This is a genomic window from Pontixanthobacter luteolus (genome assembly GCF_009828095.1).
Lineage (GTDB): Bacteria > Pseudomonadota > Alphaproteobacteria > Sphingomonadales > Sphingomonadaceae > Pontixanthobacter > Pontixanthobacter luteolus.
The window spans coordinates 1,137,041-1,159,687 of record NZ_WTYP01000001.1; the positions used below are offsets into that span (position 1 = coordinate 1,137,041).

Consider the following 22,647-nt stretch of genomic DNA (forward strand, 5'->3'; position numbering starts at 1 on the left):
GTGATCAGCGCCCTCTTACTACCAGCTTCACCTTCTGGCCGGCCTGCAAAGTGTCGCCGCTGCCCAGACCGTTGAGAACGCGGAAACGTTCTACCTTGCCGCTATCGTATGCCATCCGGTTTGCCAGTGACTGGATTGTATCGCCGCGACCCACCGTAACAACGTCAAGCTTGCGCGGAACAACCGCGTTCGCTTCGCTCTGGCTGATACGCCGCATCGAATTGAACATCGGCGTAAAGGTGCTGGCGCGGCCCGCTGGGCTGATCGCGGCGAAGTGAAACGCCTGATCATTCGAAAATTCATAAGCGAACACTACCACGTCAACCTGGCCGCTACTGCCATTTACCCGTGCTGTGCCAAAAGAAGCCGGCAGGCCGTTTACAGTCGTACGCTCCACGCTTGCAGGAACCAGCTGTTGTTGCTCGCCGCCAATCGCCGTGAATACGCTGCGGACATAACGCTCCAGATTGCCGTCATATGCAGCCGTGCTCATCTGAGCCTGACCGCTCTGGCCGTTAATTGAAACCGCGCGGGTGCCGTTGACCATGTAGAAACCCTGGGGCGCAGTGAAAGACAGACGCAGTTCCGGGTGGAGAAACTGGCGTCCTTCAATCACACCCTGCTTGGGATCATCACCGTACAACAAGCCGTCGATCCGCGTCAGGAAGGTATCGCGGTTGACCGTGCCGGTCATTCCGCCAGCCTTTGTCAAAGCGGTCTGTACCCGGCTGGCCGGGTCCGGGTGGGTCGATGCCCATTCGGGAACCGAGGCATTATTACGGCCCTGCAACTGCGCGTCGAGCGCGTTTTGAGCGGCCAGGCTCTGCAGAACCGTACCCATCGCTTTCGGATCATATCCGGCCTTGTTCAGGTATTCGATGCCCAGTTCGTCAGCCTGCAATTCCTGGCTGCGCGAGAATTTCAGAGTCAGCAATTGCGAACCCTGCAGGAATCCCTTGGAAAGTGTGTTGCCGATCTGGCTGTCACCGAGCAAAATTCCCGAAAGGATCGCGCCTGCTGCACCGAGCAGGGTGTTCTGCTGCGCCTTGGCCTGGCGGCGCTGCGAGTGCCGCGCGGCGACGTGACCAACTTCATGCCCGAGAACGCCGGCCAGTTCAGCCTCGTTATTCATCAGGGCAACCAGCTGGCGCGTGGTATAGATATAGCCGCCCGGCACCGCGAAAGCGTTGTTCACCGGGCTGTTAAGGGTCGACACAGTGAACGAGCTGCGTGCATCGCCTAGGCCCGACTGGACGGCAATATTTTTGCCAACAGATTCGATGTAAGCGGCCTGAGGGCCGTTATATGTACCGCCAAATTCGGCGAGCAATTGCGGATGAAATTCAGCGCCCTGTGAGGCTTCCTGTTGCGTGATCGGTGCAGAGGCATCGGGAATCTCGCCCCCCATACAGCCGCCAAGCGCCAGGCTGGCCGATGCAACCGAGGTCATGGCAAGTGTTTTCAAACGGGTCATAGGGGGCTCCTCCAAAATTCAACGCGCTCTTCGGCGTTCTAAATCGATTATAGGAAACAACCGATTGGAGGCGAGCTGGTTCCCTTTTTAAAGTGATCCAATCTGCAAATACCGCTCTTCACGCTGGCGGATGATTTCCTCCGGCGAGAGCTTGTCCAGCGCGTCCAGTTCTTCCCCGATGGCAACTGCGAGGTTGGCAGCAACAGCCTGCGGATCGCGGTGAGCACCGCCAACCGGTTCAGCCACGATCCGGTCAATGACACCAAGCTTTTTGAGTTGCTGGGCAGTAATTCGCATCGCTTCTGCAGCGTCGGGCGCTTTCTCAGCCGTGCGCCACAGGATCGACGCGCAACCTTCAGGCGAAATCACCGAATAAACCGCATGCTCCAGCATTAGTACACGCTCCGCACTCGCCAGCGCGACTGCACCGCCTGAACCGCCTTCGCCAACGATCGTCGCGACCATTGGGACCGGCAATGAAAGGCATGCCTCTGTCGAACGGGCAATCGCCTCGGCCTGGCCGCGCTCTTCAGCTTCGACACCGGGGAATGCCCCGGACGTGTCAACCAGCGTCACCACCGGCAGGCCGAACCGGCCGGCGAGTTCCATCAGGCGGATCGCCTTGCGGTAACCCTCTGGCTTACCCATGCCGAAATTGTGGCGTAGGCGGCTTTCGGTATCGTTGCCTTTTTCATGGCCGATCAGAACGATGCGGCGTCCGTCCAGCTTGGCAAAGCCGCCCATTATGGCCTCATCATCGCCATAATTACGATCACCGCCGAGCGGGATAAATTCATCGAACGCGAGCTCCACGAAATCCCGGAAATGAGGCCGCGAAGGATGCCGCGCCACTTGCGTTTTCTGCCACGGCGTCAGCGAGCCATAGGTGCTTGCCAGCAAGTCGGCGCTCTTGAGTTCCAGACGCTGCAATTCGTTCGAGATATCGACGTCGTCGCCCTCGGCTGCAGAGCGAAGCTCCGAAATGCGAGCTTCCAGCTGTGCGACCGGCTTTTCAAATTCGAGGTAAGAAATCATTGCGCTGCGCTAGTCCCAACTGTCTCAATCGGCAAGAGCAGAGCGATCACCTCAGCCACGGTTTTGCGCAAGGGGATGGCGTTCATTCACAAGTGCGACGAGCCGCGCGCTGTCGACATGCGTGTATATCTGCGTCGTGGCGATATCGGCATGGCCCAGCAAGGTTTGCAGCACACGGAGATCGGCACCGCCTTCAAGCAAGTGGGTGGCGAAGGCATGCCGCAACACGTGCGGGCTAATCTTTTCTGGCGCGAGCCCAGCCCTAACCGCCAGCTCCTTTAGCATTTGATACAGCCGGATTCGGGTAATGTGCTTGCCCCGTGATGGGAACAGGAATGCAGGCGCATCGGGCCGCACATCGAGCCAGCGCGACAAAGCCTCTTTTGCGCGCCTGCTAACCGGGACCATGCGGCTGGCCCCGCCCTTACCCGTGACCGTCAGAAAGGGCGCATCGCGCGGAACCGCGGAAAGAGGCAGCGAAACAAGCTCGGTTGCTCTCAGCCCGGAGCCGTACAGCAGTTCAAGCAATGCGAGGAGGCGCACGCAGGCTGGCTTTCCCGTCCCAGCCTCCATCTCGGCGCGGCCGAACAGCTCTGCAACCTGGCCGTGCGAAAGTATCTTGGGCAACGGCCTGCGTGCGGCCGGACGCGGCAGCGCCGATGACGGGTCATCGCTGCGCAGCCCTTCATCCACCAGAAAGCCGAAAAACTGCCGCAGCGCCGATGATTTGCGCGCAATCGTCGATGGGGAAAATTCAGCCCACGCATTTGCCAGAGACGCGAGTTTCCGCTTGTCCGCCGCGGCGAGCGAACCGGCGACCTCCTCTGCGCCTTCCAGATCACGCCGGTAGGCGGCAATTGTATTTGCGGCCGCGCCGCGTTCTGCTGCGAGCATTGCGAGAAAGCTTTCTATGTCAGCCGACACAAGAACTCTCGCCCCGCTGCGACGTAACCATCACCCGCGTGCAACAGCTTCCGCAGCGATCATCCGGGCTTCGGCCGTCAGGCCGACCTGATTCAGCGCGGAGACGATGTGGTACAAGTGGCGGGCAGTCATCTTGTCCCACCCCTGCCCCTGCATCCCGACAGCTGCGAGATATGTGACAAGCGTCTGGTTCTTAACCTGTGCTGCTCGCTGAATGAGGGTGCTCCATTTGGTCGCCCTGCTCAGGTCGATTTCCAGTCGTTCCTCAAACCCGGCGCGGGTCTGGCCGTCGATCCGGCCAAGCCCTGCCAGGCCAGCGACCAGGAAAGCCGATTTTCGCTGACCAGCGCTTTCATCGTCGTCGACGAAACCGTCGACCTCCCCTTCGCTGAAGGAAGCGGCGCCAACCGGCTGGGCAAGTGCGAGCAGCGCCCACGCCTCGCTGCCTTCGGTTGCGATTTCTGCCCAAGCGAGTGCATCTGCATCAAGACCAGCGGTCAGCATGGAGGCGATCAGACCGGCTGCGTCATCAGAGTATGCTTGATCAGGGGTAATGCGGGCTGCGGCATAAGCCGTCAGCACCCGTCCGGCGTAATCGGATGGTCCGGTTTCCCATATCGAGCGGATCGCTGCGACCCGCTGCGTACCATCGCCTGCAACATAGGCTTCGCGCAATTGCGATGCAGTGGCAGAAATTGCTTCGCCAGATGCGGCGGTATCCGCGAACGCTTCGCTGTACAGATCGACCAATGCTGCGGATGAGAGGATGCCGCGTTGTGCGGCAAGGCCAGCCCCGTCAACTCGCTGCGCCAGCGGCAAGGCGGGGTTGATCGCTGAAACGATTCTGTAATACGGGTCTGGATTGTCGCGCAGATTATCGGGAATTTCGGCACCAACGGCAGTTGCCAGCGCGTATCTCCAGGGGGTCAGTTCCGACACCCCGTCCCATTCCAGATTCACAGCACGCCGCCCGCGCCCGGCCGCGCCCGCATATCGCTGGGCCAGCAAGACGTCTATTTGCGGGGCGATTTCAGTACGGAACGCCCTGTTCAGATTGGCCTGTGATCGCGCTTCCTGTCCCGCGAAAGCGTAGCAGATCGACTGCAACATTTGCCACTGCGGGTCTTCTCTTTCGCCGCCCTTGATCTGCACGATCGGGCAGGCCCCGACTATGTCTGTGGTGGCGACATATGCGCGCAGTGCCGCGTCGGTTAGATCGTTGTCCCAGTTCCCGGTATCGACATCCTGCGCGAGCCGCCGCGAAACGCCGAATTCACCCATGCGGTTGAGCGTTTCGGCGCGCAGTGCGGCAAATTCGACCGGGTCCATGCCGTCAGGTGCCGCCAGACGGCTGGCAAGCGCCCTTCGCATAAGGATATGGCCCCACCGCGAAACCAACGGTCCGCGAATGCCCGCCAGCGAGGCGCGGACGAGTGATGCGGGCTGCCGGGCGAGCGATTTTTCAGGCAGACCGCCCTCGTCCATGTCCAGAATGCCGACTCGTTCTGTGGATCGGCGCGCAGCGGGCGGAATATCGAACTTCGGCTTCAGGCCGAGCAGTTCGTCCAACTCATCTCCATCGAGATTTTCCAGCTCCTCCAGCGAGGGAAGGTTCGAGGGCAGCGGACCCGCAGCTACCGGCGCGGATGGCGCGCTGGGTATTGGCTGGACCACGGGCGAGCTGCCACCACTCGGCGCGGTTGGTGCCGATGGAGCGCGGGTGGCCGTCGGTGTCGGCGTCGGACTTGGCGCAGGTGCCGGATCGTCAAAACCTGGCGGAAGCAGCGAAGTCGGCCCCTCTTCTGCCATGACGAGGGTCGAACACAGCGCGAGAGCTGCACTGCCAGCCAGCAGCAGACGCTTCATTGCACAGCCTCCGGCATTTCAATCCGCTCCGAAATCGGCCGAAGCGGCTGTTCTCCGCCATGGAACCAGGCGGCCGCCAGAATCAGGACAACCAAAATGCACCCTGCAATCACCATTCGCTTACCCGACCCCATTCTGTTTACGGATCCTGTCCTCATGCCTGACAAAGCATCTCTATAGGCTGCCTGTCACAACCTTGGTTGCGCCCCGCCTAGCGCATCTATAGGCGAAGCGGCAATGCGTGTTGAGAGTGAAAACACCGATCATCCGGGCATTTCGGATGCAGAGATCGCCGCGATTGCCTCGCGGATCGATCGGCCAATCGTGCTTGTCGGCTTGATGGGTACGGGAAAATCGACCGTCGGACGCAAACTTGCCAGCTTGATCGGATCCGATTTCGTCGATGCCGATGAGGAAATCGAGGATGCCGCCCAGCTTTCAGTGGCAGAGATTTTCGCGCAGTTTGGCGAGGACTATTTCCGCGACGGTGAACGCCGTGTGCTCGCAAGACTGATCGAGGAGCATGACGGTGTGATCGCAACTGGCGGCGGCGCATTTATCAACGACGAAACCCGCAGTCTTATTCTGGACAAGGCGATCGCCGTCTGGATTGATTGTGAGATCGATATTCTGGTGGAGCGGACAGGCAGGCGCGATACGCGGCCGTTGCTGCGTGCCGGCGACCCCAAGGAAATATTGACGCGTCTGCACAAGGAACGTGAACCGTTCTATTCGCAGGCCCAGATACGGGTGGGCAGTGAAGACGGCCCGCATTATGAAACCGCAATCGCAATTCTAAAGGCAATCGACCGATGGCTGTAATCCCCGTGGAGTTGGCCGGCCGGCCGTATCAGGTCCATGTCGGACGCGGGTTGCTGGAAAATGCGGCCGAAATCTGCGGAGATTTTCTGCGCAAGACCATCGTCCCGGTTGTGGCGGATGAGAATGCACGCGCGCATCATGGTGATCGTCTGGACCAGTCACTGTCCAATGCCGGTCATGAAATCGCATGGTACGATGTCGCGCCGGGAGAAGGGTCAAAAAGCTGGCGTGAACTTGAACGTTTGACCGATTGGCTGCTGGCCCAGGGTGTGGAGCGCGGTGACAAGGTAATTGCCCTTGGCGGCGGAGTGACGGGCGATCTTACCGGCTTTGCCTGCTCGATCCTCAAACGTGGCTGCGGTTTTATCCAGGTACCGACCACATTGCTTGCACAAGTGGATTCGTCGGTTGGCGGGAAGACCGCAATCAACACCGCTGCGGGCAAAAACCTGATCGGGGCATTCCATCAGCCATCGCTGGTCCTTGCCGACACGGACTCGCTCACAACTTTGCCGCCGCGCGAGATTGGTGCCGGTTATGCAGAAGTAATCAAATACGGAATTCTGGGCGACGCTGCATTTTTCGATTGGTGCGAAAACCATGGCGGAGAAGTCGTCGCGCTTGACGAACAAGCGCTTGAGACTGCCGTTTCGCGAAGCGTCGAAACCAAAGCGCGGATCGTGGCTGAGGACGAACGCGAGCTGACCGGACGCAGGGCGCTGCTCAATCTGGGTCATACGTTCGGCCATGCTTTGGAAGCGGAAACAGGATACTCTTCCGCACTGCTGCACGGCGAAGGCGTTGCCCTGGGAATGGTGCTCGCCGCCCGCTATTCTGCCAGGCGCGACCTCCTGTCACTAGGTGATGCCGAAAGGATCGCAGCGGCGATTGGTTCTGCGGGCCTGCCGACGGAGATTTCCGCGCTCGGTTTGGACTGCGATGGTGCCCGCCTCGCTGACCATATGCGGCATGACAAGAAGATGGATGCAGGCACCCTGCCATTCATTTTGCTGCGCAGCATAGGCGCAGCATTTCTTGATCATGATGTCAGTCTGGATGATGCCTCCGCATTTCTGGACGAGCAGCTACAGGCGCATTGACCTCGGCGCTGCGCCGGTGAATGCTGCGCAGCATGAAACGTTTTATCGATCTTTCGATCCCGATCACAAACGATGTGATCTCCGATCCTGATGTTATGCGCCCGCGCATCGAATACGTGACGCACGAAACCAGTTGGCAGCAGATCGCGATGTTCTTCCCCGGACTGGAGAAGGATGACTTGCCCGACGGGGAAGGATGGGCGGTCGAAATGCTGCAGCTGTCGACCCACAACGGCACCCATATGGATGCCCCGTGGCACTATCACTCCACCACCGACAACGGCGCGCGCAAAGCCCCCAGTATCGACGAGGCACCGCTGGACCGGTTCCTGCGGCCCGGCGTGAAGCTCGATTTCAGCAAACTGCCGCATGGCCACGTGGTCACCGCTGCAGAGGTCGAGGCGGAGCTTGCACGCATCGGTCACACGCTCGAACCGCTGGATATCGTGTTGGTCCAGTCGGGTGCGATTTACGGGACAGACAACTTCACCGATCAGGGTGTTGGCCTCGGCGAAGAAGCGACACTCTACCTCACTGAACGTGGGGTCGAAGTGGTCGGAACCGATGCGTGGAGCTGGGACGCACCGTTCAGCCACACGGCGAAACGCTGGGCTGAAACCCGCGATCCGAAAATCATCTGGGAAGGTCACAAGGCAGGCCGGATACGTCCGTATTACCAGATCGAGAAACTGACGAACCTCGAGGCACTGCCCGACAAAGGTTTCACCGTCAGCTGCTTTCCGGTGAAGATCGACAAGGCAAGTGCCGGATGGATCAGGGCGGTGGCAATCATCGACTGACGCGAAAAGTCAGAACAGGCGCGATCCATTGGCGACCTTCACATCCGGCGCGAACAGGACCACCTCGCCCTCCCCATCTGCGAAACCGAGCGTGAGAACTTCCGACATCGCCGGGCCGATCTGACGCGGCGGGAAATTGACCACCGCCGCAACTTGCCGCCCCGGCAGTTCATCAATCGGATAATTCGCGACGATTTGCGCGCAGCTTTTCTTGACGCCGATGATATCCCCGAAATCGATCTGCAATTTGTACGCAGGATTGCGCGCTTCGGGAAACTCCTCCGCCACCACGATCGTACCGACACGAATGTCGACCTTCAGAAAATCGTCGAACGCAATCGGGTCGGCAGCCGGAGCCTGCGGATCGTGCAGCAGATGCATCAGTCTAGCTCGAGAATGACCGCGTCGACTGCCAGACTTTCACCTTGTTCCGCGTTGATCTTGGCGATGGTGCCCGCTTTCTCTGCGCGCAGAATGTTTTCCATTTTCATCGCTTCGACCGTGGCGAGCGGCTGTCCCGGCTGGACTTCCTCGCCTTCTTCCACATGCAGCTTTACCAGCAGACCGGGCATCGGGCAGATCAGCATCTTCGAAAGATCAGGCGGAATTTTCTCGATCATATGCTCGGCCAGATCGGCAATCCGGGTCGGCAGAATTCGCAAGGAATGTGTCGCCCCGCGTGTTGTCACATCATAGCCGGTCCGCGTTGACTTGAGCTGGATGGTGATGGTCTCTGCGCCCAGATCAACGTCCACCATCCGGTCACCGGGGGTGTATTCCATCTCCAGTTCGACAGGGATTCCATCAACGGTGATCTCTTCTTCTTCCAGCACCACTTCATAGTCGCTGTCGCCGATCCGAACTGTCCAGTCGCCAGGCGCATAAAGCGGCCCGTCGAGTTGCTGGTCAATCCGCCGAGCACGGTCGGCATCGATAGTCGCGATTACGCCGCCGATCGCCGCCAACCCCCGTTTGAGTTTATCGGACGCGGCTGCACCTTCGAAACCTTCAGGATATTCCTCCGCGATAAAACCGGTGGTGAGTTCGCCGCTGCGGAAGCGTTCGTGCTGCATGATCGCGCTGAGGAAATCGACGTTATGACCGAGCCCTTCTATCCGGAACGCATCAAGTGCCTGAACCTGCAAATCAGCAGCCTCGTCACGGGTTTCGCCCCAGGTGACCAGTTTCGCGATCATCGGATCGTAAAACATTGAAACTTCGCCGCCTTCGAACACCCCATCGTCGACGCGGATACCGTCAACCCCGCGCCGGCCATTTTCCGCGCCGTCATCGGCCCACGGTTCGACCGGTGGCTGGTAATGCACGAGACGCCCGGTTGACGGCAGGAAACCGCGATAGGGGTCCTCTGCATAAACACGGTTTTCGATGGCCCAACCGTCGATCTTCACATCATCCTGCGTGATCTCCAGCTTTTCGCCGGCGGCAACACGGATCATCTGTTCCACCAGATCGACACCGGTAATCGCCTCGGTCACCGGATGTTCGACCTGCAGGCGGGTATTCATTTCGAGGAAATAGAAACTCTCCCCCGTCTTGTCCGCGCCGCTGACAATCAGTTCCACGGTACCGGCCGAGTGGTAATCCACCGCTTTCGAAAGAGCGACGCACTGCTCGCCCATAGCCTTGCGCATTTTGGGCGTGACAAACGGCGAAGGCGCTTCTTCGACCACTTTCTGGTGGCGGCGCTGGATCGAACATTCGCGCTCGTTGAGATAGATCACGTTGCCGTGCCTGTCGCCGAGGATCTGAATTTCGATATGCCGCGGGTTTTCGATGAATTTCTCGATGAAAACGCGGTCGTCGCCGAAGGAATTGAGTCCTTCGCGCTTGGTCGCCTCGAACCCTTCGCGGACATCCTTTTCATCATAGGCAAGCCGCATACCCTTGCCCCCGCCGCCCGCGCTGGCCTTCATCATCACCGGATAACCGATTTCATCGCTGATCTCGACCGCGTGGTCCGTATCGCGGATTTCACCGACGAAACCGGGCACAACGTTCACGCCCGCTTCCCGCGCCAGTTTCTTGGATTCGATCTTGTCGCCCATCGCGGCAATCGCGCCGACTGGCGGGCCAATAAACTCGATGCCTTCTTTCGCGAGTTGTTCAACGAAACTCGCACGCTCGGAAAGGAAGCCATAACCGGGATGCACGGCCTCTGCCCCGGTCTGTTTGCAAGCCGCAATAATCTTGTCCGCGACCAGATAGCTTTCGGAAGCCTGTGCCGGTCCGATATGAACCGCTTCGTCGGCCATCCGCACGAACGGTGCACGCGCATCGGCGTCAGAATAGACTGCAACCGTCTGAATACCCATTCGGCGAGCAGTCTTGATCACACGGCAGGCAATTTCACCGCGATTGGCGATAAGGATTTTCTTGAACATCAATTGGCCATTTCAACATAGGCGCGCAGCTGTTCAGTGCGCGCACGGGTGAGTGAAGTCATGCAATTCGAATGGATGAGCGGAACGATCGAACCGCCACGATAAATACCGGCTTCAAATGCACAATGGGCATCGCGAAAAGCAATCCATGCGCGCTGCGCCTGAAGCAATTCGTCGCCGGATTCGTCGCTACCGGAACGGGCACGTGCGAGACGCCATGCAGCGTTCAGATCGTGATCCGCCGCGCGATATTCCGCCTCTGCACAGCGGTTCATCTCCGCCTGCGTCATGGCATCTTCGCAGTCGATAACTGCGGGCGCGGAAGCCGCCAGAAGAAGGGACAAAATCATGGTGTGCGTTCAATCTCCTGCCTCTGCGCATAGCCGATTAAAGCGGCTGCGTAAGCCCCTGCGCCGCGCCGGTCCCCCTCGCCCTCCAAAAGCGAGCGCATTGCATCGCCAAGCCGCGCCTGGTTCTGCCTAGAGAACTGACCGAGAGGCGATGTATAAATCCCGATGGTGAACAGGATTGCGCCGGTTTCCGGCAGGCGCCGCAGCGTCTGACGTTCGGAGCGAACGAACAGGGTTTCGCCAGCATTTTGCTGAGTGACATGGGAAAAAGCTTGCTCGGGCGGTTCGGCCACCCAGCGTTTTTCGCCCGTCGCTGCAATGAACCAGTTGCATCGGCCATAGATCGCGCCGGGCTTCAGCTTGGCCATGAAGTGATCGACGCCGCTCGCAAGTTGTTCTTCATATCCCTGGATCGGAGCATGAAGCGCACGCAGCGGCAGGCCCATCTTGTCAGCGGGCGTCCAGTCAGACGGCCACGCCACTGCCGCACCGACGAGGCGGTATTGCTCGTCCCCGGGCCGCAGAGTTAGCAGGCACATATCCTCGTGATGCGCGCGCGCCGCCTCGGCAAGTCCGCCTGAAAGACCGAGCATCGCCGCAAGTTCAGCCCCCGCCGCCGCGCCCTCTGCGGATAACTGAATGCCTTCCGGATATGCCGCAAACCCTTCGGCTCGGGCGGCAAGATCGGGGCGCGGCTGCAGCCAGTCGCGCTCGTCCAGCTTGGCCAGCCCCATTTTCAGCACGCCGCCACCGCGGGCGCGGGGCAGCAGTTCATCGGCGGAAAAGCCAAGTGTCATTTCCGCCTTGTCCGAATAAATATGGCTAAAGCCAGTGCGGCAACGATTGCCGAGATTATCGCAAGACCGAGATAGAAAGCGCCGTAATCGCTGCAAAAGTCTTGCGCCCAGTCACAGCCGGGCCTTGGCACCGCCGAATGCCACAGCGCTGCAAATGCCATCGCGGTAATTGCTGCGGCTGCGGCCAGTATCGCTGCGAAGGCTCTTGCAATCACTCAGCCGGCTCGCTCACCTTGCACGCCCGCATGGGCTCTTCCTGCGTCAGGGCGGTCAGGCCCAGCTTTGCAAACAGCGCGCTGTCGCTGTCGTCGCCGGCATTGGGTGCGGTCAGCAATTTGTCGCCGGTGAAGATCGAATTGGCGCCCGCCATGAAACACAGCGCCTGAGCGGCCTCGCTCATGCTTTCGCGGCCAGCGCTGAGGCGCACCATGCTCATCGGCATACAGATGCGCGCGACCGCCACAGTGCGAACGAATTCGATATCGTCGATTTTCGCGAGCGGCGTATCTGCCAGCATATCACCCAGCACCGTGCCTTTCACTGGCACCAGCGCATTGACCGGCACGCTTTCGGGATGGCGTTCAAGCGTGGCGAGCGTGTGGACGAAGCCGACGCGGTCATCCCGCGTTTCGCCCATGCCCACGATCCCGCCGCTACACACGTTGATGCCCGCACCGCGCACGTTCTGAAGCGTGTCGAGCCGGTCCTCATACTTGCGGCTGGAAATCACCCGCTCGTAATATTCCGGCCCCGTATCGACGTTGTGGTTGTAATAATCGAGGCCCGCTTCTTTGAGCATGTTCGCTTGTCCGGGTGTCAGCATCCCCAGCGTCATGCAGGTTTCAAGCCCCATGGCCCGCACGCCCTTTACGATCTCGACGATCGCAGGCATGTCGCGGTCTTTCGGGTTGCGCCATGCCGCGCCCATGCAGAAACGCTGGCTGCCAGCGTCCTTCGCCTGCGCCGCGCGCTGGAGGACCGATTGCACCTCCATCAGCTTGGTCGCCTCAACCCCGCTATCAGCCTTCACCGACTGCGAACAATAGCCGCAATCCTCCGGACACCCGCCTGTCTTGATCGACAGCAGGGTGCATAGCTGGATCTGTTCGGGCGGATGGTTCTCGCGGTGAACGCTTGCCGCTTGAAACAGCAGCTCAGTAAAGGGAAGGTCGAACAGCGCGGCAATTTCTTCGCGGGTCCAGTCGGTGCGGATTTGGGTCATTTATGGTCTCTCGCCATAATTTGATAATCTCTAAATTGGTCTGTTTTTTCCCAATTCATGCGTGCTCTGCAAAGAAGGATAGTCGACGGAATTCTCAACGCGCCTTTCGAAAGCCTGCCTTCGAAATAGCAATGAAAATCGCGATAATTCAGCCAATTGCCATGGGCACGCCCGAATTCTTCAGTTGCAGTTATATCAGATACGAAACCTACTGGTTGGCCATCTTCATCAATTCGATTCATCAGCTCCAGCATTTTCACATATTCGGATTTTAAGGCTGCAGAAGACTCAGTCAGACGATCTCTCGCGCACATCGTAGCGAGATCATCGTCTACAATTTCAGCACAATTCAACGTGTCTGGATGCTCCGGAGTCGATAAGCTTAGTAAGATGCTCGAAATTAGCATTCCGCCGTCTCCAGACCGTCACCCGCAGGCGGCATTTTGTGACCCAGCAGCCGTAGCATGTCCGCGCCGCATTCGACCAAATTGGTGCCCGGGCCGTAGATGCCAGCACCAGAAAATTCGCCGGAAAGACAAGTCATACAGGCTTCCGCGCGAGGTAGATTCCAACAGCCATTACCACGAGGCCAAGGGCGCGCTTCGGTGTGATCGCGCTCTGGATTGACCCCAGTAGACCGAAATGGTCGATGATTGCAGCGGCAACGATTTGTCCCAGCAAAACGAAGAAGATCGCATTGCCAAGCCCGATACGCGGCGCGGAATATGCCACCGACGTGGCGTAAAACAGCATCACCACTGCGCCGATCCAGAGCCACGGCTTCTCGAATGTAAACGCCGCAGGCTCGGGAAAGCCGGTAAACGCCAACATCGCCGCTGCCACCACAAAGCCGATGGCAAAAGTCACTGCGGTTGCCGCGACTGGCCCGCCGAGCTGCTGCCCCAGCCCCGAATTGAGCGCCGCGAACACCGGGATCCCAAGGCCCGCTGCAAACATCATTGCCGCGATGGGTGCAAACGCAGTCGAAGACGAAGCGCTCACTCTGCAGCCTCGTCCATATCCTCACCCGCAGGCGGCATATTGTGGCCCAGCAAGCGCAGCATGTCCGCACCGCATTCAACCACGTTGCTGCCCGGGCCATAGATACCCTGCACGCCTGCCTCACGCAGGAATTCGTAATCCTGCGGCGGAATGACACCGCCCGCGACGACCTTGATGTCGCTGCGACCGGCATCCCTCAGCAATCCGATCAGTTCGGGGATCAAGGTCTTGTGCCCGGCCGCAAGCGAGCTGGCACCGATGGCATCCACGCCGGTTTCAAGCGCCATCTCCAGTGTTTCCTGCGGCGTTTGGAACAGCGGACCTGACACCACATCGAAGCCCATATCGCCAAATGCGCTGGCAATGACATTGGCGCCGCGATCGTGCCCGTCCTGGCCCATTTTGGCGACCATGATCTTCGGCTTGCGGCCAAGACGCCGCTCGACCGCATCGACGCCGTCCAGCACCTGCTGCCAGCGTTTGTCGAATTCGTAAGCGCTCTTGTAGACGCCCTTCACCGGAGTCGGCACCGTATCGTAGCGCCCGAAAACCTCTTCCATTGCAGAGGAAATCTCGCCCAGCGATGCCCGCTGGCGTGCAGCCTCCACCGCCAGTGCCAGCAGGTTTCCGCCAGCATTCGCGCCTTCGGCAAGTGCCGCCAGTGCAGCCTGACACGCGGCTTCGTCGCGGTTCTCGCGGTTCTTTTTCAGGCGGGCGATCTGCCCCTGACGAACCTTGTGGTTGTCGATATCGAGCGTCTCGATCTCGTCTTCCTTGTCGCGGCGGTATTTGTTGACCCCGACGATCACGGTTTCGCCCCGGTCGACGCTGGTCTGTTTTTCCGCCGCTGCGCGTTCAATAGCTGCCTTGGGCGCGCCGCTGGCGACATATTTGGTCATGCCGCCCGCTGCATCGACTTCGGACATCAGCGTTTCCGCTTCCTCGACCAGTTTCGCGGTCAGCGCCTCGATATAATAGCTTCCGCCAAGCGGATCGACGACATTGGTGATGCCGGTTTCTTCCTGCAAAACCAGCTGAGTGTTTCGCGCAATCCGGGCACTGAAATCGGTAGGCAGGGCGATCGCCTCGTCCAGCGCATTGGTGTGGAGCGACTGGGTTCCGCCCAAGGTCGCGGCCATCGCCTCCACCGTGGTGCGGATCACGTTGTTATACGGGTCCTGCTCCTGCAGCGACACGCCCGAAGTCTGGCAATGCGTGCGCAGCATTTTGGAGCGTTCCGACTTTGCGCCCAGATCGTCCATCACCTTGTACCACAGCGTCCGCGCGGCGCGCAGCTTGGCTATTTCCATGAAGAAATTCATGCCGATGCCGAAAAAGAAGCTTAGCCGTCCGGCAAACGCATCGATGTCCAGCCCGGTTGCCATTGCGGATCTGGCGTATTCCTTGCCATCGGCAATGGTGAAGGCCAATTCCTGAACCGCGGTCGCGCCTGCTTCATGCATGTGATAGCCAGAAATCGATATGCTGTTGAAGCGCGGCATTTTCTCGCTGGTATAGGCGATGATGTCCGACACGATCCGCATGCTGGGCGCAGGCGGATAGATATAGGTGTTGCGGACCATGAACTCCTTCAGAATGTCGTTCTGGATCGTGCCGCTCAGCTGCTCGGCCGGAACGCCCTGTTCTTCACCCGCAACGATGTAAAACGCCAGGACCGGTATGACCGCGCCGTTCATGGTCATTGAAACCGACATGGTATCCAGCGGGATCTGGTCGAACAGGATCTGCATATCCTCAACCGTGTCGATCGCCACGCCCGCCTTGCCCACATCGCCGACAACGCGCGGATGATCGGAATCGTAGCCGCGATGGGTTGCGAGGTCGAAAGCAACGGACAGGCCCTTTTGCCCTGCAGCCAGATTGCGGCGGTAAAAAGCGTTCGATTCCTCAGCGGTCGAGAACCCCGCATACTGGCGGATCGTCCACGGGCGGCCCGCATACATCGTCGCTTTCACGCCGCGGGTGAACGGGGCAAAACCGGGAAGGCCGGGATCCCGGCTGTCCGCCTCTGTGTAAAGCGGCTTAACCGCGAACCCTTCGGGCATCTCTGTCGAGAGATCGCGTCCCTTGGACTCCTTGTCGGCCAGTTCTTTCCAGTCGGAAACGGTGGGGCCTGTATCGGAGGCGTCAGTCATATTGGATCCTTTAGGCGGCCGCGCTTGGCCTGCTGCTGACACCGGCGTGCCACGCGTGCAGCGCTGCACAATCTTCCGGCGCAGGGCAACCCGCGAAGGCGGAGAAGTCCATAGTTGTAAGCAGCACGATATCGGCGATGGTATAGCTGTCGCTGGCCAGAAATTCGCGGCCCTGCAGCGACTGGTCGAAAAACCGGTAAGCCTCTTCCACACGCGGACGCGATGCCTCGCCATATTCCTGGTTGCGACCCGGAATGGCGGCGGTGAACGGATGGGTATGCACCCACACCGCACCGACCGGTGCCATCAGGATCATTTCCGCGCGGCGAACCCACATATCGATCTGCGCGATTTCCACCGGATCGGTGCCGAACAGAGCCGGATCGGGATGCAACGCCTCGAGATAACGGCAGATCGAGATGCTTTCCGTGATCACCGTACCGCCATCAAGTTGCAAGGCAGGTGTCTGGCCGCGCGGATTGATCGCAAGAAACTCTTCCGATTTCTGTTCCCGATTGGGGATCGAGATTTCCCGGCTGGGAAGCTCAATCCCTTTCTCCGCCGCGAATATACGCACGCGGCGCGGGTTCGGCGCGGGGTTCGGGCTGTCGTAGAACAGCATTACTTGCCCTTGAATTCAGGTTTGCGTTTCTGGAGGAAAGCCATGCCGCCCTCCATCGCGTCTGCGCTGGCACCTGCAATGCGCTGCCCCTCTGCCTCTGCCACCAGGATTTCCGGCAGGGTGCCGTCCATCGCGGTGGCGATATTGCGCTTCATCGTGGCGAGTGAAAGCGTCGGGCCATTGGCGAGCTTTTCCGCCAGTGCCTTTGCCTCGGCCATCAGCGCGTCGTCTTCGACCGCCTTGTAAATCAGGCCCCAATCCTCTGCCTGCTCCGCACCGATCTTTTCACCCAGCATCATCATGCGGGTGGCGCGGGCACGGCCGATTGCGCGGGCCAGCAGCCAGGTCGATCCGCCATCAGGAACCAGGCCGATATTGACGAAGGCCTGCAGGAAATAGGCACTCTTGCCGGCCAGAGTAAAATCTGCCGCCAATGCGAGCGAACAGCCGACACCGGCCGCAGGCCCGTTAACCGCGCAAATCACCGGCACCGGCGCACGCATGACCAGACTGATTGCCGGGTTGTAATGGTTTTGCAGGGCGAGATGACTGCCGCCCTTGTTCTCGCGTTCGGTCCGGTCCCCGCGAGCGGACAGATCCGCGCCAGAGCAGAAACCCTTGCCCGCGCCGGTTATCAGCACCGCGCGCGCATCGCCGAGATCGTAGAATGCAGCGCCGATTTCATCCGCCATTTGCGGCGGCATCGCGTTCAGCCGATCGGGCCGGTTCAGCGTGATCGTGGTCAGCGGCCCATCTTTCTCGAAGGTGATGGTTTCGTAGCTCATATATCTCTCCCAGAAGTCCTGATTTGAAACCGGGTTAGCGCGCCGGATGGGCGGATAGCAAGGCCGATAGAACGCGGCGGGTCAGGAATTGCCGCGATCAGCAGAACTCGCCTGCACTTCTACGCGCCCCTGTGACTTACCGCTCAAATCTGACCCTATCATGCTAAATCCTGCATACATCGCAGCGGTACCAATCGCCGTCATGCAAAGGCCAATCCAGCCGAGGAGAAATGCCTCCAAGCGGTTGCCCAGCACTTTGCGCCCCCTCAGAACCGCGCCAACCGCAATGGAGGCACCGATGAAGGCGAAGAACAAGCCAACCAAAACGCCGCCCCACCCGGATTCGAGGCATTCGACACCAGCTTGCTTAAAAACATTGTTGCAGGGATCAAAATTGAGCGCCTGATCCGCAACGACGAACACGATTACTGTGAGAATACAGGCGAACAGACCGAGATAGCCGACACGCGTTCCCGTATTATCTGATGCGTGCATGTAGCCTCCGGCTGCCTGCTTTCCGGTCAATGCCCGTTCTTGGCCGTTTCCATGATTTCGGTCAGCTGCCCCATCATGTCCTTGGGGTGGAGGAAGAAGATCGGCGTGCCATGCGCGCCCAGCCGCGTGGGGCCGAGGATGCGCTTCCCCAGCCCCTCGAACCAGCTGCGCGCGTCCTCGATATCCTCGACCTCGTAGCACAGGTGATGCTGACCCCCGGCGGGGTTCTTTTCGAGGAACTTGGCAATGGGGCTGCCCTCGCCAAGCGGCTCGATCAGCTCGATCTGAGTGCCATTGGTCCCGTTTTCACCCGGCGTGTCGACGAAGCAGACCTTCACCCCCTGCGCCTCCAGATCGAAGGGCTTATGGAACGAGGTCGCGCCCATGACATCGCGGTAATAGCGCACCGATTCCTCGATCGAGGGCGTGGCGACGCCGATGTGGTTGAGACGACCGAGTTTCATTTCATTTTCCCTACAATCGCAATCACAAACCAAATCGCTCCGATCCCCGCCATTAGGCAAAAAACATACCCTTGAACCGAGATAAAAGCCTTACAAACTTTGAAAAGGACCGGCCAATTTTCCTCCCCGATGCCGTGAAATACATAGCGGAATTTGCCGGTGGCCTTGGCTGCAGAAAGGCGATTGAAACACAGCCAAGCAGCAAACGATGTCGCAGCGACAAATCCTATCAGAAAAATGAGTCCTCGCGCATCCATCGGATCACTCACAACGGTATATTGTCATGCTTCTTCCACGGGTTCTCGAGCTGCTTGTTGCGCAATTTCCGCAAGCCCAGCGCAATCCGCCTCCGCGTTGAATGCGGGTGGATCACTTCGTCGATATAACCGCGTGATGCCGCCACGAAGGGGTTCGCGAAGCGGTCTTCGTATTCCTTCGTTTTCTCGGCGATCTTGCCCGGATCGTCGCGGTCCTGGCGGAAGATGATCTCCACCGCGCCCTTCGCGCCCATCACCGCGATTTCTGCGGTCGGCCAAGCGTAGTTGAGGTCGCCGCGCAGGTGCTTCGACGCCATCACGTCATACGCCCCGCCATATGCCTTGCGGGTGATCACAGTGATCTTGGGCACGGTCGCCTCGGCATAGGCGAACAGCAGTTTGGCGCCGTGTTTGATGATGCCATTATGCTCCTGCGCGGTGCCGGGGAGGAATCCGGGCACGTCCACGAAAGTCAGGATCGGGATTTCAAACGCATCGCAGAACCGCACGAAGCGCGCGGCCTTCTTCGATGCGTTGATGTCGAGCACGCCCGCCAGCACCATGGGCTGGTTCGCGACCACGCCGACCGTGCGTCCTTCCACCCGGCCAAAACCGCACAATATGTTGCCTGCATGGGCGGGCTGGACCTCGAAGAAATCGCCTTCGTCCAGCACCTTACGGATCACTTCGTGCATATCGTATGGCTGGTTGGCATTGTCGGGAATGAGCGTGTCGAGGCTCATTTCCTCGCGGTCGAACGGGTCGGCGGTTGGCCTTTCGGGCACAGCCTCGCGGTTCGACAACGGCAAATAGTCGAAGAAATCGCGCGTTGCGAGCAGCGTCTCGATATCGTTTTCGAAAGCGAGATCAGCGACGGAGGTTTTGGTGGTGTGCGTAACCGCGCCGCCCAGTTCTTCCTGTGTCACCACTTCGTTGGTCACGGTTTTGACCACATCAGGGCCGGTCACAAACATATAGGAGCTGTCCTTCACCATAAAGATGAAGTCGGTCATGGCGGGGGAATAAACCGCCCCGCCCGCGCATGGCCCCATGATCAGGCTGATCTGCGGCACAACACCGCTGGCCAGCACGTTGCGCTGGAACACATCGGCATATCCGCCCAGCGATGCCACGCCTTCCTGGATACGCGCGCCGCCGCTGTCGTTCAATCCGATCACCGGTGCGCCGTTTCTCATGGCGGTTTCCATCACCTTGCAGATTTTCTCCGCATGGCGTTTTGACAGCGAGCCGCCGAACACGGTGAAATCCTGGCTATAAACGTAGACCAGACGGCCATTGATCGTGCCGCTGCCGGTAACCACCCCGTCGCCGGGGATCTTGGTTTCGGCCATGCCGAAATCGACGCAGTCATGCTCGACATACATATCGACTTCTTCGAAGCTGCCTTCGTCGAGCAGAATATCGAGACGTTCGCGTGCGGTCAGCTTGCCCTTGGCATGCTGTGCGTCAATCCGCTTTTGCCCGCCGCCCATACGGGCTGCTGCGCGGCGCTTTTCCATTTCGGCGATATTGGCTGACATGAAGTTCCCTGATTAATGCTGCTGAACGCACATAGTTAGATAACTCGCCTAGCCATGGCTGATCGATCCGGTCAAGCGGTGCCCCGCCATTAGTCGCTTCAAACCTTCACGATCCCGTGCGCGACGAGACTGCGGACGGTGTCTTCGATTGTCTGTTCCGCCGTGATGAAACGGTAACCGAGCACGTCCTCGGTGTGCTTGCCCGACACGTCCCGGACATTGCCGAGTTCGCCCTTGATCTGTTTCATTTCCGGCATGAACAGCGCGAGCAGTTTCACCAGAAAATCGGGCATCCGCCGGGTCGGCACCTTCGCTGAAAATTCGGGCGCTCGCTGCCGCACGGTTTCTGCCATCTCCTCGATCCACATGAATTTTTGCGAAGTCGGGAAACGCTCCCCCCGGACCTTGTCCGCGGGTGCCTCTATTGCGCGCACATGCGCTTCGGCCACATCGCGCACATCGGTTACGCAGATGCCCATGTTCGGTGCCATCGGGATCGATCCGTCCATGATCTTCTTGACCATTTCCACGCTGGTGGAGAGGTCATCATCATAAACCGGGCCGAACACTGCAACGGGATTGATCGAACAGAAAATCATGTCAGGCGCATTGGCGGCGACCCAGTCGCGTGCTGACCGTTCGGCCACAGTCTTGGATTCGATATAAGGCGGCACACCTTCGGTCAGGTTGGTCCAATCGGTGTAGTCGAAGTGGTCCTTGTTTTTCTGACCATAGGCGATCGCTGCCGCAGAACTGGTCTGCACAAAGCGATTGATCCCGGCCTGCTGCGCGAATTTCAGCGCCCGCAGCGTCCCTTCCATGGCAGGGATCACCAGATCGTTCTTGTCTTTGGGCACGCCCATCGGGAATGGCGAGGCGACATGCGCGACGGCATCACAGCCAGCATTTGCGGCAGCCCATCCGTCATCTGACATCAGGTCTGCCTCAAACACCTTCAGGCGCCCGGTGGCATCTTTCCAACGCTGGTGCAGTCGTTCCTCGCTCTTGGCTTTGCTGCGAACGGTGGTGTGGACCGTATACCCCTTGGCCAGCAACTGATCGATCACCTCGCCGCCGATATACCCTGTGCCGCCAGTCACCAGAACCGTACCCGCCATTTGCAACTCCCATTTATGCTTATCGCGCATGGCTAGCGGCTGTGGTTTTGGCCCGCAACTTACTTCAGCAGGACGAGCTCCTCCGCCATGGTCGGATGGATCGCCACGGTCGCGTCGAAATCATCCTTGGTCAGCCCTGCCTTCACCGCGATTGCCGCTGCCTGCATGATCTCCGGTGCTTCGGGGCCGATCATGTGGATGCCCACGATCTTGCCGCTGTCCCCGTCGCAGATCATTTTATAGAGGCTGCGCTCGTTCCGCCCAGCGACCACGTTCTTCATCGCACGGAAATCGGACTGATAGACCTTCACCGAACCGAGTTTGTTCTTCGCTTCGCTTTCAGTCATCCCGACCGCTGCAATCGGAGGGTGGCTGAACACAGCACTGGGCACGCAGCTGTAATCGACGGTGGTGGGCTTGTCGCCGAACACCGTGTCCGAAAATGCCTGCCCCTCGCGAATTGCCACAGGGGTTAGCTGGATCCGGTCGGTCACATCGCCAACCGCATAAATGCTGTCGACGGACGATCTGGAATGTTCATCCACCTTGATCGCACCATTTTCGTCCAGCTCGACACCGACGTCTTCCAGCCCCAGATTCTCCGTTTGCGGAACCCTGCCGGTTGCATACAGAACGCAGTCGACTTCGAGCGGATCGAAATTCGACATTTCCACCTTCAGGCACCCATTCTCGGTTTCAGAAATGCTTTGGAATTCCGCATTGAAACGGAACTCGATGCCTTTCATCACCGATATCTGAAGCAGCCTGTCACGCACCGATTCATCGTACGATCGCAGCAATTGGTCGCCGCGATTGATGATTGTCACATGCACACCGAATTCATTGAAGATGCCGGCAAATTCGTTGGCGATGTAGCCGCCTCCGGCGATCAGGATTTTCTTCGGTAGCTTGTCGAGATGGAACGCCTCGTTGGACGTGATGCCAAGTTCAGCGCCGCCACAGCCCGGAATGCGCGGGCGGGCGCCGGTTGCGACCAGAATATAGCGGGCGGTCTTCACCGTGCCGTCTTCCAGCGTAATTTCGTTGGGACCGGTAATTTTCGCATGTTCGTTGAAAATCGTGACATCGTGATTTTCAAGCGTTTCGGTATACAGCCCTTCGATGCGCGAAACGTCTTTCTGAACGTTGTCACGCAGTTTCACCCAGTCGAATTCAGCCTTCTCGATGGTCCATCCGAACGCTTGGCAATCCTCCAGATCCTCCGCGAAATGCGCGCCATAAACGAGCATCTTCTTGGGCACGCAGCCGCGAATGACACAGGTTCCGCCTACGCGGTATTCCTCGGCCACGGCCACTTTTGCGCCGTGCGCTGCCGCCACGCGCGATGCGCGAACACCGCCGGAACCGGCACCGATGGTGAAAAGGTCGAAATCATAATCGGACATGTAGGCTAA

Annotated in this window: 24 protein-coding genes; 3 read left to right on the forward strand and 21 right to left on the reverse strand. The window is 59.3% G+C overall.

What is annotated here, in order from left to right; translation table 11 throughout:
- Positions 1-4: 4 nt before the first annotated feature.
- The 4 genes from GRI43_RS05420 to GRI43_RS05435 all read right to left on the reverse strand — a co-directional run bounded on the left by GRI43_RS05420 (position 5) and on the right by GRI43_RS05435 (position 5,299).
- On the reverse strand, positions 5-1,474 hold the full coding sequence (locus GRI43_RS05420) for a M48 family metalloprotease (protein WP_160730022.1): 1,470 nt from the start codon (positions 1,472-1,474) through the stop codon (positions 5-7).
- Positions 1,475-1,561: 87 nt separating this feature from the next.
- Entirely contained in the window at positions 1,562-2,509 is a 948-nt protein-coding gene (locus GRI43_RS05425) for an acetyl-CoA carboxylase carboxyltransferase subunit alpha (RefSeq protein ID WP_160730023.1), read from the reverse strand.
- A gap of 51 nt (positions 2,510-2,560) precedes the next feature.
- Positions 2,561-3,433, reverse strand: coding sequence for a tyrosine recombinase (locus GRI43_RS05430; protein WP_160730024.1), 873 nt, complete (start codon positions 3,431-3,433; stop codon positions 2,561-2,563).
- A 30-nt stretch (positions 3,434-3,463) separates the two neighbouring features.
- Positions 3,464-5,299 (reverse strand): hypothetical protein, encoded by a 1,836-nt coding sequence (locus GRI43_RS05435; RefSeq protein ID WP_202391595.1) that lies wholly within the window; start codon positions 5,297-5,299, stop codon positions 3,464-3,466.
- Positions 5,300-5,536: 237 nt separating this feature from the next.
- Between GRI43_RS05435 and GRI43_RS05440 the strand changes: the two genes are divergently transcribed.
- Genes GRI43_RS05440 through GRI43_RS05450 form a run of 3 tightly spaced genes read left to right on the forward strand, consistent with a single transcriptional unit; the run spans position 5,537 to position 8,021 of the window.
- Positions 5,537-6,121: a shikimate kinase gene (locus tag GRI43_RS05440; RefSeq protein ID WP_160730025.1), complete on the forward strand. Its 585-nt coding sequence runs from the start codon at positions 5,537-5,539 to the stop codon at positions 6,119-6,121.
- A complete protein-coding gene (gene aroB, locus GRI43_RS05445; protein WP_160730026.1) occupies positions 6,112-7,221 on the forward strand; it encodes a 3-dehydroquinate synthase in 1,110 nt (369 codons plus the stop codon). The genes GRI43_RS05440 and aroB overlap by 10 nt, the downstream gene beginning before the upstream one ends.
- 32 nt (positions 7,222-7,253) lie before the next feature.
- Complete coding sequence (locus tag GRI43_RS05450; RefSeq protein WP_160730027.1) at positions 7,254-8,021, forward strand: cyclase family protein; 768 nt, start codon at positions 7,254-7,256, stop codon at positions 8,019-8,021.
- A 9-nt stretch (positions 8,022-8,030) separates the two neighbouring features.
- Here GRI43_RS05450 and GRI43_RS05455 read toward each other — a convergent pair whose 3' ends face one another.
- The 17 genes from GRI43_RS05455 to gor all read right to left on the reverse strand — a co-directional run bounded on the left by GRI43_RS05455 (position 8,031) and on the right by gor (position 22,638).
- The gene (locus GRI43_RS05455; RefSeq protein ID WP_160730028.1) at positions 8,031-8,402 is read right to left on the reverse strand and encodes a tRNA-binding protein; all 372 of its coding nucleotides are present in this window, start codon (positions 8,400-8,402) and stop codon (positions 8,031-8,033) included.
- Positions 8,402-10,423 carry an acetyl-CoA carboxylase biotin carboxylase subunit gene (locus GRI43_RS05460; protein WP_160730029.1) on the reverse strand — a complete coding sequence of 674 codons (2,022 nt, stop codon included), beginning with the start codon at positions 10,421-10,423 and terminating at the stop codon, positions 8,402-8,404. The genes GRI43_RS05455 and GRI43_RS05460 overlap by 1 nt, the downstream gene beginning before the upstream one ends.
- The gene (locus tag GRI43_RS05465) at positions 10,423-10,773 is read right to left on the reverse strand and encodes a lysozyme inhibitor LprI family protein (RefSeq protein ID WP_160730030.1); all 351 of its coding nucleotides are present in this window, start codon (positions 10,771-10,773) and stop codon (positions 10,423-10,425) included. Before GRI43_RS05465 ends, GRI43_RS05460 begins: the two co-directional genes overlap by 1 nt.
- The gene (locus tag GRI43_RS05470) at positions 10,770-11,570 is read right to left on the reverse strand and encodes a heme-dependent oxidative N-demethylase family protein (protein ID WP_160730031.1); all 801 of its coding nucleotides are present in this window, start codon (positions 11,568-11,570) and stop codon (positions 10,770-10,772) included. Before GRI43_RS05470 ends, GRI43_RS05465 begins: the two co-directional genes overlap by 4 nt.
- A 211-nt stretch (positions 11,571-11,781) precedes the next feature.
- On the reverse strand, positions 11,782-12,792 hold the full coding sequence (gene bioB / locus GRI43_RS05475; RefSeq protein WP_160730032.1) for a biotin synthase BioB: 1,011 nt from the start codon (positions 12,790-12,792) through the stop codon (positions 11,782-11,784).
- The gene (locus GRI43_RS05480; RefSeq protein ID WP_160730033.1) at positions 12,789-13,199 is read right to left on the reverse strand and encodes a lysozyme inhibitor LprI family protein; all 411 of its coding nucleotides are present in this window, start codon (positions 13,197-13,199) and stop codon (positions 12,789-12,791) included. Before GRI43_RS05480 ends, bioB begins: the two co-directional genes overlap by 4 nt.
- Complete coding sequence (locus tag GRI43_RS05485; protein ID WP_160730034.1) at positions 13,193-13,336, reverse strand: hypothetical protein; 144 nt, start codon at positions 13,334-13,336, stop codon at positions 13,193-13,195. Before GRI43_RS05485 ends, GRI43_RS05480 begins: the two co-directional genes overlap by 7 nt.
- A complete protein-coding gene (locus GRI43_RS05490; RefSeq protein ID WP_338090011.1) occupies positions 13,333-13,794 on the reverse strand; it encodes a DMT family transporter in 462 nt (153 codons plus the stop codon). Before GRI43_RS05490 ends, GRI43_RS05485 begins: the two co-directional genes overlap by 4 nt.
- On the reverse strand, positions 13,791-15,950 hold the full coding sequence (gene scpA / locus GRI43_RS05495) for a methylmalonyl-CoA mutase (RefSeq protein ID WP_160730035.1): 2,160 nt from the start codon (positions 15,948-15,950) through the stop codon (positions 13,791-13,793). The genes GRI43_RS05490 and scpA overlap by 4 nt, the downstream gene beginning before the upstream one ends.
- 10 nt (positions 15,951-15,960) lie before the next feature.
- Positions 15,961-16,572 carry a glutathione S-transferase family protein gene (locus GRI43_RS05500; RefSeq protein WP_160730036.1) on the reverse strand — a complete coding sequence of 204 codons (612 nt, stop codon included), beginning with the start codon at positions 16,570-16,572 and terminating at the stop codon, positions 15,961-15,963.
- Positions 16,572-17,357, reverse strand: coding sequence for an enoyl-CoA hydratase-related protein (locus tag GRI43_RS05505; RefSeq protein WP_160730037.1), 786 nt, complete (start codon positions 17,355-17,357; stop codon positions 16,572-16,574). Before GRI43_RS05505 ends, GRI43_RS05500 begins: the two co-directional genes overlap by 1 nt.
- A gap of 81 nt (positions 17,358-17,438) precedes the next feature.
- Positions 17,439-17,882 carry a hypothetical protein gene (locus GRI43_RS05510; RefSeq protein ID WP_160730038.1) on the reverse strand — a complete coding sequence of 148 codons (444 nt, stop codon included), beginning with the start codon at positions 17,880-17,882 and terminating at the stop codon, positions 17,439-17,441.
- Entirely contained in the window at positions 17,879-18,316 is a 438-nt protein-coding gene (mce, locus tag GRI43_RS05515; protein WP_160730039.1) for a methylmalonyl-CoA epimerase, read from the reverse strand. The genes GRI43_RS05510 and mce overlap by 4 nt, the downstream gene beginning before the upstream one ends.
- Complete coding sequence (locus GRI43_RS05520; protein WP_160730040.1) at positions 18,313-18,585, reverse strand: hypothetical protein; 273 nt, start codon at positions 18,583-18,585, stop codon at positions 18,313-18,315. Before GRI43_RS05520 ends, mce begins: the two co-directional genes overlap by 4 nt.
- Complete coding sequence (locus tag GRI43_RS05525) at positions 18,582-20,114, reverse strand: acyl-CoA carboxylase subunit beta (RefSeq protein ID WP_160730041.1); 1,533 nt, start codon at positions 20,112-20,114, stop codon at positions 18,582-18,584. The genes GRI43_RS05520 and GRI43_RS05525 overlap by 4 nt, the downstream gene beginning before the upstream one ends.
- 98 nt (positions 20,115-20,212) lie before the next feature.
- Positions 20,213-21,262: an NAD-dependent epimerase/dehydratase family protein gene (locus tag GRI43_RS05530; RefSeq protein WP_235903613.1), complete on the reverse strand. Its 1,050-nt coding sequence runs from the start codon at positions 21,260-21,262 to the stop codon at positions 20,213-20,215.
- A gap of 29 nt (positions 21,263-21,291) precedes the next feature.
- Positions 21,292-22,638, reverse strand: a complete 1,347-nt coding sequence (gene gor, locus GRI43_RS05535) for a glutathione-disulfide reductase (protein WP_160730042.1) — start codon at positions 22,636-22,638, stop codon at positions 21,292-21,294.
- Positions 22,639-22,647 lie beyond the last annotated feature (9 nt).